Here is a 13,228-nt window from a genome sequence, read left to right on the forward strand (position 1 = left end):
TAGCTTGTTATTGCAAGCTACTTGCAACAAGAGAGCCGAGGGGACCTCCATGCCCGTCTACACACTCCCTGACCTGCCCTACGACTACGCCGCGCTCGCGCCCGTGATCAGCCCCGAGATCATCGAGCTGCATCACGACAAGCACCACGCGGCCTACGTCAAGGGAGCCAACGACACGCTGGAGCAGCTGGCCGAGGCGCGGGACAAGGAGGCGTGGGGGTCGATCAACGGGCTGGAGAAGAGCCTGGCCTTCCATCTGTCCGGGCACATCCTGCACAGCATCTACTGGCGGAACATGTCCGGCGACGGCGGCGGCGAGCCGCTGGACAAGGACGGTGTGGGCGAGTTCGCCGACGCCCTCGCCGAGTCCTTCGGCTCCTTCGCCCACTTCAAGGCGCAGCTGTCCAAGGCGGCCGCGACCACGCAGGGTTCGGGCTGGGGTGTGCTCGCGTACGAGCCGCTGAGCGGCCGGCTGATCGTCGAGCAGGTCTACGACCACCAGGGCAACGTCGGCCAGGGCGCCACCCCGATCCTGGTCTTCGACGCCTGGGAGCACGCTTTCTACCTGCAGTACCGCAACCAGAAGGTGGACTTCATCGAGGCGATGTGGCAGGTCGTGAACTGGCAGGACGTCGCCGCCCGCTACACGGCCGCCCGCTCCCGCACGGACGCGCTGCTGCTGGCCCCTTGATCCCGTGAGTCGTCCTGCCTCGTGATCGTCTTCTCACCGCTCACGCCCGGCAGGCGGAAGAACGGAGGCCCCCGCGAGGACGTGACTCGCGGGGGCCTCCGGTGTCGTCAGGGGTTGCGCCCCAGCCCCCGTGCTGCCCGACCGGCCGAGCATCCTCCTCGCCGGGCCAGCCGCCGACCAGGTCGCGGGCCCGGTCGTGGCCGTCGACATGGCCGAGGATGTTGCTGAGGATCAGGGCCGTGGGCCGGGAGAGATCGAGGGTGCGGGAGGGTAGTCGTCCTTGCCGACAAGACACCCCCCCTAGTTCCAGATGCGGGTGGAACGCGGTCCCGAGGTGTCGATCTCCGTCATGGGGTCATCGTGCTACGCGGGTCCGGTTCGCAGGGGACGTTCAGGGAGAGAAGTGCCGCCTGTCCACCGGCACTCAGGCGGAGTTCGGTGAGGGCCGTGTTGCGCAGGCGTGGGAGTACACGGCGGTACTCGCGGGGCGGGATCGAGAGCAGGGTGCACAGGACCAGCCTCAGCAGGGTGTTGTGGGCGACGACGAGCACCCGTTCGCCGGGGTGGGCGGTGGCGATCTCCCGCAGGGCGGTGACTCCGCGACGGGCGGCGGCCGTCGGGTCCTCGGCGTCCGGGAACGGATGCGCCACCGGGTCGGCGCGGTACGCCTCCGCGGCGGCCGGGTTCTCGGCGGCGAACTCGGCGAGCGTACGGCCCTCCAGTACGCCGAAGTCGCATTCGCGCAGGCCCGGTTCGCGGCGCGGGGTCAGGCCGAGGGCACGGCAGGCGGGCTCGGCCGTGACGACGGCCCGGGACAGCGGCGAGGTCCAGACGGCGTCGACCGGGTGCGCGGCGGCCCATCGGCCCAGCGCCTCGGCCTGGGCCCGCCCGGTGTCGGTGAGGGGCACGTCGCTGACCCCGGCGTAGCGGTTCTCGGCGTGCCAGATCGTCTGCCCGTGCCGGGACAGGAGCAGCGTCGTGCTCGTGCTCGTCGTCATGAGTCGGCAGTATCCCCGTCGTCGAGGCGGGCGTGTGCGTGCGCCGCGACCGGTGGGGGGAGCCAGCCGCGGGCCATGAGTTCGTCGACCAGGCGGGCGTAGGGCTCGGCGAAGCGGGCGGTGTGGGCGGGGCGGGGCTCGACGGGCGGGCCGAGTCGGACCATGGCCTCCGCGGCGTCCGTGAGTGCCGGTGCCGCGCCCGTGCCGTACGCCGCCAGCGCGGCCATGCCCAGGGCCGGTTCGGTCTGCCGGGGCACCCGGGCAGGCCGGCCGAGGACGTCGGCGCGCAGCTGGTTCCAGTACGGGCTGCGGGCGGCGCCGCCGGTGAAGGTGAGCGGGCCGTCGACGGGGGCGCCGAGGTGGTGCAGATAGTCCAGGCAGAGGCGTTCGGCGAAGGCGACGCCCTGGAGGAGCCCGGCCCACAGGTCGGCGTCGGACTCCGGTTCGCCGAGGACGAGGGAGGTGGCGCCGGGAGCCAGGAACGGGAACCGCTCGCCGGGTGACACCAGCGGGTAGGTGACGGCGCCGGAGGGCTCGTGGGCGGCGGCCCGCTCGTCCATGACGGCGGGGTCGGCGCCGGGGAACGCGGCGGTGAGGACGCCCGCGCCCACGCTGGAGGCGCCGCCGGGCAGCCAGCTGCCGTCGGGGGCGCGGTGGTTGTAGACCACGCCGGACGGGTCGCGGACCGGGGTGAGGGAGGCCCCCTTGAGGACGAGCGTCGTGCCGAGCACCGAGTTCCAGGCGCCGGGGCGCAGCGCGGCGGAGGCGATCTGGGCCGCGCAGCCGTCGGTCATGCCGGCGACGACGGGGGTGCCGGCGGGGATGCCGGTGGCGTCGGCGGCGGACACGGACACCTCGCCGAGCCGGGTGCCGGGCGGCACGACGTCCGGGACCGCCTCGTCGGGCAGCCCGAGCCGGGCCAGCGCGTCCGGCCAGGCGTCGCGCTCCAGGTCGTAGCCGGTCTTCAGGGCGTGGCTGGAGTCGGCCGGGGGCAGCGCGCCGGTGAGGAGCAGGACCATCAGGTCCGGCTGGTGGGTGATGCGGCCCGGCCCGTGGGCCTCGGTCAGCCACAGCGCCTTGGGCAACGCCCAGGTGTCCTGCACGGCGAGCCCGGCGCCGCGCGCCCGCGCCGCCTGCTGCGTCGCGCGGGCGTCGTCGTACATGAGCGCGGGGCTCGTCGGGTGGCCGGCGCCGTCGGTGAGCAGCACGGTGCCGGAGGTCCCGCAGAGCGCGAGCCCGCCGATCGGGGTGCCGGACCGGCCGCGCAGTGCGGCACGGGTGGCGACGCACAGGCCGTCCCACCAGGAGGCCGGATCCTGTTCGTGCCGTACGCCGTCGCGCCGGCCGGCCAGCGGCGCCGAGCCGCTGCCGAGGACCGTGCCGTCCCCGGTGACCAGCAGGGCGCGCACGCTCTGGGTGCCCAGGTCGATCCCGAGCCAGGTCGCCTCGTCCCGGTGCGCCATCCGGTCTCCCGCACAGTTGGAAACGTTAACTTCTCACTCTGCACCGATATTTTCCCGTGCGCGAGGGATTGACGCCCAACTTCCTTGGTTCCACCCTCTGTTAACGAGTCGACTCGCCGTGTTGCAACCCCTCGCACCCGGATGGCCCGAGCCCCCACGTGGAGGTCACGGATGGACACGCACGCGCACGACCGCCGGCGCTTCCTGGCGCTGGGCGCCGCCCTGGCCGCCACCCCGCTGCTGAGCGCCTGCGGGACCGGTTTCGGCGGCGGGGACGACAAGAGCGACGGCTCGGCGGCGGACGACGTCACCGGCTCCTTCGACTGGAAGCGGGAGAAGGGCACGACCGTCAAGGCACTGCTGAACAAGCACCCGTACACGGACGCCCTGATCGCCGACCTGAAGTCGTTCACCGAGAAGACGGGGATCAAGGTCGAGTACGACGTCTTCCCCGAGGACAACTACTTCGACAAGCTCACCGTCGACCTGTCCAGCGGACGCGCCTCCTACGACGTCTTCATGCTGGGCGCGTACATGGTGTGGCAGTACGGGCCGCCCGGCTGGCTGGAGGACCTCGGCCCCTGGATGCGCAACTCCTCGGCCACGGCCGCCGAATGGGACCAGGCCGACTTCTTCCCCAACCTCCTCCAGGCCGACCAGTGGTCCCTGAAGGCGGGCGCCCCGCTCGGGCAGGGCGGGCAGTACGCGCTGCCGTGGGGCTGGGAGACCAACGTCGTCGCCTACAACACGGAGGTCTTCAAGAAGCTGGGCCTCAGGCCCGCCGAGACCTTCGACGAGCTGCGGGACATCGCCGGGACCATCAAGCGCAAGGCGCCGGGCGCCGGATTCGACGGCATGTACGGGATCGCCGTGCGCGGCTCACGGAGCTGGGCGACGATCCACCCCGGCTTCATGACGATGTACGCCCGCAACGGCCTGAAGGACTTCACGGTCGAGGGCGGCAGGCTCACCCCGGCGATGAACAGCCCCGAGGCCGTCGCGTTCACCCGGGACTGGGCCGGCATGGTCAAGCAGGGCGGGCCGCCGTCGTGGACGTCGTACACCTGGTACCAGTGCTCCAGCGATCTGGGCGCGAAGAAGGCCGGGATGCTGTTCGACGCGGACACCGCCGCCTACTTCCAAGCGGTCGAGGGCGCCAGCCCGGCCTCCGGGAAGATCGCCTTCCACCCCGGTCCGAAGGGGCCGGACGGCTCGCTGGCCACCAACATGTGGATCTGGTCGCTCGGCATGAACGCCAGGAGCAAGCGAAAGAGCGCCAGTTGGCTCTTTCTGCAGTGGGCGACCGGCAAGGAGCATCTGCGCAGGAGCGCGATCACCCACAACCACATCGACCCGGTGCGCAGGTCGATCGCCGACGACCCGGCGTACAAGGACAAGATGAGGCACCTGCCCGGCTTCATCGAGACGTTCGAGACGGTCGTCGACCAGACGAAGATCCAGTTCACCCCGCAGGAGCAGTTCTTCGACGCCACCACCAGCTGGGCGGCGGCCCTGCAGGAGATCTACGGCGGCGAGAACGCCAAGTCGGTGCTGAACGGCCTGGCGGGCGACCTCGCCGACAAGGTGGGCTAGCCGATGGGATGGCGGCCCGCCCTGCGCCCGTACCTCCTGATCGTCCCCGCCCTGCTGCTGACCTGCGGAATCCTGTACCCGTTCGGGCTCGGCCTGTACTACACGCTGTTCGACTTCTCGGCGAGCAAGCCGCAGCCGGACCTGGTGCGGCTGGAGAACTACACGACCGTCTTCACCCAGGAGGCGTTCTGGAACTCCGCCTGGGTGACGGTCCTGTACGCGGTCGGCGCCGCCGTCGTCGAGACGGTCCTCGGGGTGTCCGTCGCCCTGCTGCTGCACCGGTCGTCGGTCATCGGGCGGGTGCTGGAGAAGATCCTGATCCTGCCGCTGATGATCGCCCCGGTGATCGCGGCGATCATCTGGAAGCTGATGCTCCAGCCGTCGGTCGGGGTGGTGAACCATCTGCTGCGGCCCTTCGGGCTGGGCGGGGTCCAGTGGACGGACACCCCGACCGGGGCCCTGCTGTCGTCCATCGCCGTGGACGTGTGGGTCTACACCCCGTTCGTGGCGATCCTCGCGCTCGCCGGGCTGCGGTCGCTGCCCACCTCGCCGTTCGAGGCGGCGGCCGTCGACGGGGCCGGCTGGTGGTACACCTTCCGCCGGCTGACCCTGCCGATGCTGTGGCCGTACGTCCTGGTCGCGGTGATCTTCCGGTTCATGGACTCGCTGAAGGTGTTCGACATCATCTACGCCCTCACGGAGGGCGGTCCGGGCGACTCCACCGTCGTCCTGCAGATCCGGGCCTATCTGGAGGCGATCCGCTTCCAGCGCTACTCGTTCGGCATCAGCTACACGATCGTGCTGTGGGCCGTGGTGTACCTCGCGGCGATGGTGCTGGTGAAGCACCTCGGGAAGATCCAGCGGAAGGCGGCGGAGGTGAAATGACCGTGCAGAAGCGCCTGTTGGGGTGGCTGGCCGACGCCGCCCTCGTCCTCTACTTCGTCTTCGCGCTGTTCCCGATCGCCTGGATGGTGATCCTTTCGCTGAAGCCGGCGAACCAGCTGTTCTCCACCTACTTCTCCTTCTCCCCCACCCTCGACGGCTACCGCACGGTCCTCGGCGACAGCGAGGGCATCCCGTTCGTGCGGTTCTTCGTCAACAGCCTGGTGGTGTCGGTGGGCGCGGTGCTCCTGTCGCTGCTCGTCGGCCTCCCGGCGGCGTACGCGTCGGCGCGCTGGCGGTTCAAGGGGTCCGAGAACCTGATGTTCACGCTGCTGTCGTTCCGGTTCGCGCCCGAACTCACCGTGATCATCCCGCTGTTCGTGCTCTACCAGAAGCTCGGCCTGTTCGACACGTACGTCGGCATGGTGTGGGTGCTCCAGCTCGTCACCCTGCCGCTGATCGTGTGGATCATGCGCTCGTACTTCGCCGACCTCACGCCCGAGCTGGAACAGGCGGCCCTGCTCGACGGCTACAGCCGTAAGCAGGCGTTCGTGAAGGTGGCACTGCCGCTGGTCAAGCCGGGAGTGGCGGCGGTGTCGCTGCTGGCGTTCATCTTCGCCTGGAACAACTTCGTCTTCCCGCTCATCCTGACCTCCAGCGAGGCCCAGACGGTGACCGTCGGCGCGCTGTCCTTCCTCGGCGGCGACCGGCCCAAGTACAACCTGACGGCCGCCGCCGCGCTCGTCTCCGTCGTACCGCCGCTGCTGCTCGCGCTGACCATCCAGCGGTATCTGGTGCGGGGGCTGTCGTTCGGGGCGGTGAAGTCGTGATCCGGCTGCGCGGTGTCTCCAAGGCGTTCGGCGCCGTCCGTGCGCTCGACGGGCTCGACCTGGACGTGCGGGAGGGCGAGTTCTTCTGTCTGCTCGGCCCGTCCGGCGCCGGGAAGACCACCACGCTGAAGACCGTCGCCGGGCTGGAGGTTCCCGACGCCGGGACCGTCGAGCTCGACGGGAAGGACCAGCGCGGGGTCGAGCCGTACGACCGGGGCGTGGCCATGTGCTTCGAGAGCTACGCCCTGTACCCGCACAAGTCGGTGTACGACAACCTCGCCTTCCCGCTCCGCTCGCCGCGCCACCGCCTCCCCGCGTCCCGCGCGCGCGAGCGGATCGGGGAGGTGGCCGAGCTCCTGGGCATCGCGGGCCTGCTGGACCGGTCGGTCGGGCAGCTGTCCAACGGGCAGCGCCAGCGGGTCGCGCTCGGCCGGGTCCTGGTCCGCCCCGCCCGCGCCTTCCTGCTGGACGAGCCGCTCTCCCACCTCGACGCCAAGCTGCGCCAGCAGATGCGGGCCGAGCTGAAGGCGATCGGGTCGGTGCGCCGCACCACCACCCTGTACGTGACCCACGACTCGGTGGAGGCCCTGGCGCTGGGCGACCGGATCGGGGTGATCCGGGACGGGCGGATCGTGCAGACCGGGACCCGGGAGGAGATCTGGTACCGGCCCCATGACACGGAGGTCGCGCGGGCGTTCGGCCGGCCCCGGATCAATCTGCTGCCGGGCACGGTGACGCCCGGCGGCTTCCGGTCGGCGGACGGGGCGGTCGAGCTGGACCTGGGGGCGCGGGCGGCGCCGGGCACCGACGTGCTGGTCGGTGCCCGGCCCCGCGACCTGACGCTGGGCGAAGGCCCCGGTCACACGCTCACCGGCACGGTGTACGTCACCGAGGTGCTGGGCCGGTCGGTGGAGGTCACCGTGCGGCTCGGCGCACAGCATGTGGCGCTCGTCGTCCCACGCGGCGAGGCGGCCGGTCTGCGGCCCGACGATCCGGTACGACTGTCGGTCCGGCCTGAGAACCTGCTGCTGTTCGAGGCCGACCGGCCGGAGCGTCCAGGACGAAGGATCGGACCATGAACCACGCACAGCAGGGCCCCGCCGCCCGCCAGGCCGCGATGGCCGAGCAGGTCCTCGCCGACGGGTCGGCGACCGCCGCCGACCTGGCCGAGCGGTTCGGGGTGAGCCTGATGACCATCCACCGGGACCTGGACGAACTCGAACGGCAGGGCATCGTCCGCAAGTTCCGGGGCGGCGTCACCGCGCAGCCCTCCGGCGTGTTCGAGTCCAATGTGCAGTACCGGCTGAAGACCATGCGCGCCGAGAAGGCCGCCGTCGCCGACCGGGCCCTGCGGCTCGTCGAGCCCGGCATGGCGATCATGCTGGACGACTCCACGACCACCCTGGAGATAGCCCGCGGGCTGCGGCTGGGCGAGATCACCCCGCTGACGGTCGTCACCAACTTCCTGGAGGCCATCAACCTGCTGGCCGACCAGCGGGGCATCCGGCTGATGGCCCTCGGCGGCGACTACGACCCGCTGCACTCGTCGTTCCTCGGCGTGTCCTGCGTCGAGGCGATCGAGCAGCTGCGCGTCGACGTCTGCTTCGCGTCCACGTCGGCCGTGCGCGGCGGCTACGCCTACCACCAGGAGCAGCACATCGTGTCGGTGAAGCGCGCCATGCTCGGCGCGGCCGCGCGCAACGTCCTGCTGATCGACCACACCAAGCTCGCCCGCGCCGCCCTGCACCGGGTGGTCCCGCTGTCCCGCTTCGACCTGCTGCTGGTGGACGACGGGGCGTCGCCGGAGGCCCTGCGGGACCTGGACGAGCACAAGGTCCGCTACGAGGTGTGCACTTCACCCGCGACGAGGGGCGGCGATGACCGAGCTGGAGCTACGTGATCTGCGCAAGACCTACCGGGCGCGGGGCCGTCCGCCCGTGGACGCCGTCCGCGGCATCGACCTGGCCCTGCGCTCCGGTGAACTCCTCGGCCTGCTCGGCCCGTCGGGCTGCGGGAAGTCCACGACGCTGCGGATGATCGCCGGCCTGGAGACGGTGACCGGCGGGGACATCATGGTCGGCGGCGTCTCGGTGGCCGGCCTCCCGGCGCGGCGGCGCAACATCGGGGTCGCCTTCGAGAACTACGCGCTGTACCCGCCCCTGACGGTCGCGGAGAACCTCGCGTTCGGGCTGCGGGCCCGCAAGGGCGCCGACCGGGCGGACGTGGCCCGCAGGGTGAAGGAGATCGCCGAGCGCGTCGATCTGACCGGGGTGCTCGACGCCCGCCCGGCCTGGCTGTCCAGCGGCCAGAAACAGCGGGTGTCCCTGGCCCGCGCGCTGATCCGCGAGCCGGACGTGCTGCTCCTGGACGAGCCGCTCTCGCACCTGGACGCCGCCCAGCGCGACACCACCCGCCGGGAACTCAAGCGCATCCAGCGGGATCTGGGTCATACGACCATCCTCGTCACCCACGACCAGGAGGAGGCCCTGTCGCTGGCCGACCGGATCGCCGTGATGAAGGACGGCGTGATCCAGCAGCTCGGCACCCCGTACGAGATCTACGACAGCCCCGCCACCGTCTTCGTCGCGGACTTCGTGGGCGAACCCGCCATCAACCTGCTGCCCGGCACGGTGACGGCCGACGGCCGTGCCCGGCTGTCGGACACCGCCCGGATCGCGCTGCCGGTGCCGGTCGAGGCGGGCCGCGAGGTGGTGGTCGGCATCCGCCCGGAGGACCTGGCGCTCGGCGGCGAGGACGGCCTCGCCGCCCGGGTCGTCGCCCATGAACCGCTGCTGGAGTCGGGCCTCGCCACCCTCGCCCTCGACGGCGTCGAGCAGCCCCTGGTGGTCCTCACCGGGCCCGAGGTGCGGCTCGCCCACGACGACCGCGTCCATGTCACCGCCGATCCCGGCCTCACCCATGTCTTCGACGCCGAGACAGGAGACTCCCTGCGATGACCCACGGGAACCGTGTGCGTGTGGTGGCCGCCGGCGACCACTTCATCCTGCCGTCCCTGATCCGCGAGGCCCTCGCCCGGGAGGCCGACTGCGAGACGGCCGAACTGACCCTCGGCTGGCCGCTGGAGCCGTTCGGCCCGGTGGCCGAGGTGACGGAGGCCAGCGACGCCGAGGACGAGCTGATCGCCGCGCTCGCCGGCGCCGAGGTGCTGGTCACCCAGATGGGCCCGGTGACCGAACGGGTCCTGGCCGCCTGCCCGGCCCTGCGGCTGGTGGTGGTGTGCCGGGGCGGCCCGGTGAACGTCAACCTGGACGCGGCGAAACGGCACGACGTCCGCGTCTGCTACGCGCCGGGCCGCAACGCCGCCGCCACCGCCGAGTTCACCGTCGGCCTGCTGCTGTCCGCGCTGCGCCGCATCCCTCAGGCCCACGACCTGCTCGCCCGGCGGGGCAGCTGGGAGGGGGCGACCTACTACACGTACGCGCACAGCGGTCTGGAGCTGGAGGACCTGCCGGTCGGTCTGGTCGGCTACGGGGCGGTCGGCAGCCGGGTGGCCCGGGCGCTGTGCGCGTTCGGCGCCCGGGTGCTGGTCCACGACCCGTATGTGCGGGGCGAGATCCACGGTCTGCGGGTCGCCTCGCTCGACGAGCTGCTGCGCGCCTCACGGGCGATCACCCTGCACGCCCGGCTGACCGACGAGACCCGCGGGCTGCTCGGCGCCCGCGAGCTGGCTCTGCTGCCCCGGGGGGCGGTCGTGGTGAACGCGGCGCGCGGCCCGCTCCTGGACGAGGACGCGCTGTGCGACGCGCTGGAGAGCGGCCAGGTGTCGGCGGCGGCCCTGGACACGTACGCGACCGAGCCGCTGCCCGCCGGGTCCCGGCTGCGCGCGCTCACCGACCGGGTGGTGCTCACCCCGCATCTGGGCGGCGCGTCCCGGGCGGTGGCGGAGAAGGCGGCGGCGATCGCCGCGGCGGAGGTGGGGCGCTGGGTGCGCGGCGAGCCGCTCGCGCACTGCCTGACGTGACGGGACGCGAGGAGGTCGGCATGTACGTCGGTATCGATGTGGGCACGTCCATGGTGAAGGCGGCGGCCTTCGACGGGACGGGACGCGAACGGGCGGTCGCCTCCCGCCCGGTGGGCCTCTCCCTGCGGGACGGGGTCGTCGAGCAGGACATGGACGAGGTGTACGGGGCGGTCGTCGCCGTCCTGGACGAGGTGACCGCCCAGGTCGCGGAGCCGGTCGAGCTGGCGGGGCTCACCGGTCAGGGCGACGGGGTGTGGCTGGTCGACGGGCAGGGGCGGCCGGTGCGGCAGGCGGCCTCCTGGATGGACGGCCGGGCGCACGAACTGGTCGACCGCTGGCTGGCGGACGGCACCGTCGAGGCGGTGTTCCGGCGTACCGGCGGCGCGATGTTCCCGGGCTCCCCGGGGCCGCTGCTGGCCTGGCTGGACGCCCATGAGCCGGAGTCCCTGGACGCGGCGGCCGTCGCCCTCTACTGCAAGGACATGGTGTTCCGGCGGCTCACGGGCGCGGCGGCGACGACGGACGTGTCGGACGCGTCGATGCCGTTCCTCGACCCGCTGACCCGCGGGTACGACGACAAGGTGGTGGAGCTGCTCGGGCTCAGCCACCGGCGCCGTCTGCTCGCCCCGGTCAGCGACCCGGTGGCGACGGCAACGGCGCGCGGCGAGGGGCTGCCCGCCGGGACCCGGGTCGTGAACGGGCCGTACGACCTGCCGGCCTGTGCGCTGGGGGCGGGGGCGACCGCGCCCGGCGACGGTCTGCTGATCGTCGGGACATGTCTGGCCGCGCTGGTCGCCACCACCGAACTGGATCTCGCCGGTGAACCGGCCGGTCTGTACATCGGCACCGACCGGCCCGGGCACTGGCTGCGGGCGATGCCGGCGATGGTCGGCACGGCGGCCCTGGACTGGGTGCTGACGACGACCGGGGTGCGGCACGACGAGGTCGACGGGCTGCTGGCCGCGACCCCGCCCGGGGCGCACGGTGTGCGGGTCCTGCCGTACTTCGCGCCGTCGGGCGAGCGGGCGCCGTTCGTCGAGCCCCGGCTGCGCGCCGAACTGACCGGTGTCTCCCTGGAGTCGACACCCGCCGATCTGATCCGGGCGACCTGTGAGGGCATCGGCTTCGCGGCCCGGCACTGTCTGGCGGCGGCCGGGCTCACCGGCACGCTGGCCGTCTGCGGCGGCGGCACCCGGAGTCCCGCCTGGATGCGGCTGCTGGCGGACGTCCTCGGGCGGCCGCTGCGGGTCGTCGAGGGCGAGGTGGGCGCGCGGGGCGCGGTGCTCGCGGCGGCCGGGCGGTGCGGGGTGCCGCTGGACACGGCGGCCTGGACCCGGCCCACGGCGGTCGTCGAACCCGACGCGGACCGCGCCGCGTACTACGCGCGGGCCTACGGGGACCACCTGGAACGGCTGGAGCGGGCCCGGCAGCGGGCGCGCGCCTGACTCTTCTTTTCAACAGCTCGGCAACTCCCCTACCAGGAAAGGGCTCTCCCATGCCTGTGAGACGTCGATCGCTGCTGCTCGCCGCGGCCGCCGGCCCCGCGGTGGCCGCCGTGCCCGCACAAGCCGCCTCCGCCGCACCGGCGCACCCGCGCGGCCCCCTCGTCATCGGCCATCGCGGTGCGGCCGGGTGGCGTCCCGAGCACACGGCGGCCTCGTACACGTACGCCGTGCGAGCGGGGGCCGACTGGATCGAGCCGGATCTGGTGCCGACGAAGGACCATGTGCTGGTGGTCCGGCACGAGAACGAGATCTCCGGGACCACGGACGTGGCCGCGCACCCGGAGTTCGCGGACCGCCGGACGACGAAGACGGTGGACGGGCGGGCGGTGACCGGCTGGTTCACGGAGGACTTCACACTGGCGGAGCTGAAGACGCTGCGGGCGGTCGAGCGGCTGCCGCAGGTCCGCAACCGCAACACCGTCTTCGACGGGCGCGAGCAGGTGCCGACCTTCCAGGAGGTGGTGGACCTGGCGCGCCGCCTGTCGAAGGAGCACGGCCGGACGATCGCCGTCTTCCCGGAGACCAAGCACCCGACCTACTTCCGCTCGATCGGGCTGCCGCTGGAGCCGAAGCTGGTGGAGGCGGTGCGGCGCAACCGGCTGGGCCGGCGCGAGTGCGTGGTGCAGTCCTTCGAGCCGACGAGCCTGAAGCGGGTGGCCGCCGAGCGGCTGGGGCTGGAGCTGTGGCAGGCGCTGGGCACCACGGGCGGGCCGTACGACCTGGTGTCGGCCGGGGACCCGACGACGTACCGGGACATGATGACGCCGGCCGGGCTGGCCAGAATCGCCGAGTACGCCCGCTGGATCGGGCCCGACAAGTCCTCGCTGGTGGGGACGCCCCTGCTCGCGGACGCGCACGCGGCGGGGCTGCGGGTCGGGGCGTACACCTTCCGCGCGGAGAACCAGTTCCTGCCGGCGGAGCTGAGGCGGGGTACCGGACCGAGCGATTTCGGGGACGCGTTCGCCGAGTACGCGCTGTACTACGGGCAGGGGGTCGACGCGGTGGTGACCGACTTCCCGGATCTGGCGGTGATGGCGAGGAGGGGTTGATGAGGACCCGCAGACTGGACTGCCCGACCTGCGGCACCATGCAGATCTTCCGGTTCCTCGAGAAGGACGAGAAGGCGTGGGTGCGGGAGAAGGAGGGGCCGGACTTCTACGTGGACAACCTGTGGCGGTGCACCGCCAAGGGCTGTCTGACGTACTACCCGCACATGAACAAGGGCGGGTACGGCCGCCTCCCCGAGAAGTTCATCGAGGAGGAGACCGCCGCCGACGGGTGAGC

Annotated in this window: 13 protein-coding genes and 1 pseudogene; 11 read left to right on the top strand and 3 right to left on the bottom strand. The window is 72.2% G+C overall.

Annotation, left to right across the window (positions count from 1 at the left end; translation table 11 throughout):
* Positions 1–49 precede the first annotated feature (49 nt).
* The gene (locus DC008_RS11460) at positions 50–691 is read left to right on the top strand and encodes a superoxide dismutase (protein WP_108706884.1); all 642 of its coding nucleotides are present in this window, start codon (positions 50–52) and stop codon (positions 689–691) included.
* Positions 692–866: 175 nt separating this feature from the next.
* Here the strand turns inward: DC008_RS11460 and DC008_RS35915 are convergent.
* The 3 genes and pseudogenes from DC008_RS35915 to DC008_RS11475 all read right to left on the bottom strand — a co-directional run.
* A pseudogene (locus tag DC008_RS35915) lies at positions 867–959 on the bottom strand (SAM-dependent methyltransferase); the annotation flags it as partial.
* Positions 960–1,038: 79 nt separating this feature from the next.
* Positions 1,039–1,689 carry a histidine phosphatase family protein gene (locus DC008_RS11470; protein WP_108706885.1) on the bottom strand — a complete coding sequence of 217 codons (651 nt, stop codon included), beginning with the start codon at positions 1,687–1,689 and terminating at the stop codon, positions 1,039–1,041.
* Positions 1,686–3,152 carry an FGGY-family carbohydrate kinase gene (locus DC008_RS11475; RefSeq protein ID WP_108706886.1) on the bottom strand — a complete coding sequence of 489 codons (1,467 nt, stop codon included), beginning with the start codon at positions 3,150–3,152 and terminating at the stop codon, positions 1,686–1,688. Before DC008_RS11475 ends, DC008_RS11470 begins: the two co-directional genes overlap by 4 nt.
* Positions 3,153–3,323: 171 nt before the next feature.
* On the opposite strand from DC008_RS11475, the gene DC008_RS11480 reads away from it, so the two are divergent.
* Genes DC008_RS11480 through DC008_RS11525 form a run of 10 tightly spaced genes read left to right on the top strand, consistent with a single transcriptional unit; the run spans position 3,324 to position 13,226 of the window.
* Positions 3,324–4,745 (top strand): ABC transporter substrate-binding protein, encoded by a 1,422-nt coding sequence (locus DC008_RS11480; RefSeq protein WP_108706887.1) that lies wholly within the window; start codon positions 3,324–3,326, stop codon positions 4,743–4,745.
* Positions 4,746–4,748: 3 nt separating this feature from the next.
* A complete protein-coding gene (locus DC008_RS11485; RefSeq protein WP_108706888.1) occupies positions 4,749–5,630 on the top strand; it encodes a carbohydrate ABC transporter permease in 882 nt (293 codons plus the stop codon).
* Complete coding sequence (locus DC008_RS11490) at positions 5,627–6,457, top strand: carbohydrate ABC transporter permease (RefSeq protein WP_108706889.1); 831 nt, start codon at positions 5,627–5,629, stop codon at positions 6,455–6,457. Before DC008_RS11485 ends, DC008_RS11490 begins: the two co-directional genes overlap by 4 nt.
* Positions 6,454–7,536, top strand: coding sequence for an ABC transporter ATP-binding protein (locus tag DC008_RS11495; protein ID WP_108706890.1), 1,083 nt, complete (start codon positions 6,454–6,456; stop codon positions 7,534–7,536). The genes DC008_RS11490 and DC008_RS11495 overlap by 4 nt, the downstream gene beginning before the upstream one ends.
* On the top strand, positions 7,533–8,357 hold the full coding sequence (locus tag DC008_RS11500) for a DeoR/GlpR family DNA-binding transcription regulator (RefSeq protein WP_108706891.1): 825 nt from the start codon (positions 7,533–7,535) through the stop codon (positions 8,355–8,357). The genes DC008_RS11495 and DC008_RS11500 overlap by 4 nt, the downstream gene beginning before the upstream one ends.
* Positions 8,335–9,414, top strand: a complete 1,080-nt coding sequence (locus DC008_RS11505; RefSeq protein ID WP_108706892.1) for an ABC transporter ATP-binding protein — start codon at positions 8,335–8,337, stop codon at positions 9,412–9,414. Before DC008_RS11500 ends, DC008_RS11505 begins: the two co-directional genes overlap by 23 nt.
* Positions 9,411–10,439 (top strand): 2-hydroxyacid dehydrogenase, encoded by a 1,029-nt coding sequence (locus DC008_RS11510; protein ID WP_108706893.1) that lies wholly within the window; start codon positions 9,411–9,413, stop codon positions 10,437–10,439. Before DC008_RS11505 ends, DC008_RS11510 begins: the two co-directional genes overlap by 4 nt.
* 20 nt (positions 10,440–10,459) lie before the next feature.
* Positions 10,460–11,884 carry an FGGY-family carbohydrate kinase gene (locus DC008_RS11515; RefSeq protein WP_108706894.1) on the top strand — a complete coding sequence of 475 codons (1,425 nt, stop codon included), beginning with the start codon at positions 10,460–10,462 and terminating at the stop codon, positions 11,882–11,884.
* A gap of 50 nt (positions 11,885–11,934) precedes the next feature.
* Positions 11,935–12,993: a glycerophosphodiester phosphodiesterase family protein gene (locus DC008_RS11520; RefSeq protein WP_108706895.1), complete on the top strand. Its 1,059-nt coding sequence runs from the start codon at positions 11,935–11,937 to the stop codon at positions 12,991–12,993.
* On the top strand, positions 12,993–13,226 hold the full coding sequence (locus DC008_RS11525) for a hypothetical protein (protein ID WP_108706896.1): 234 nt from the start codon (positions 12,993–12,995) through the stop codon (positions 13,224–13,226). Before DC008_RS11520 ends, DC008_RS11525 begins: the two co-directional genes overlap by 1 nt.
* The last annotated feature ends 2 nt before the right edge of the window (positions 13,227–13,228 follow it).

Origin of the sequence: Streptomyces nigra (assembly GCF_003074055.1) — a bacterium.
Taxonomy (GTDB): domain Bacteria; phylum Actinomycetota; class Actinomycetes; order Streptomycetales; family Streptomycetaceae; genus Streptomyces; species Streptomyces nigra.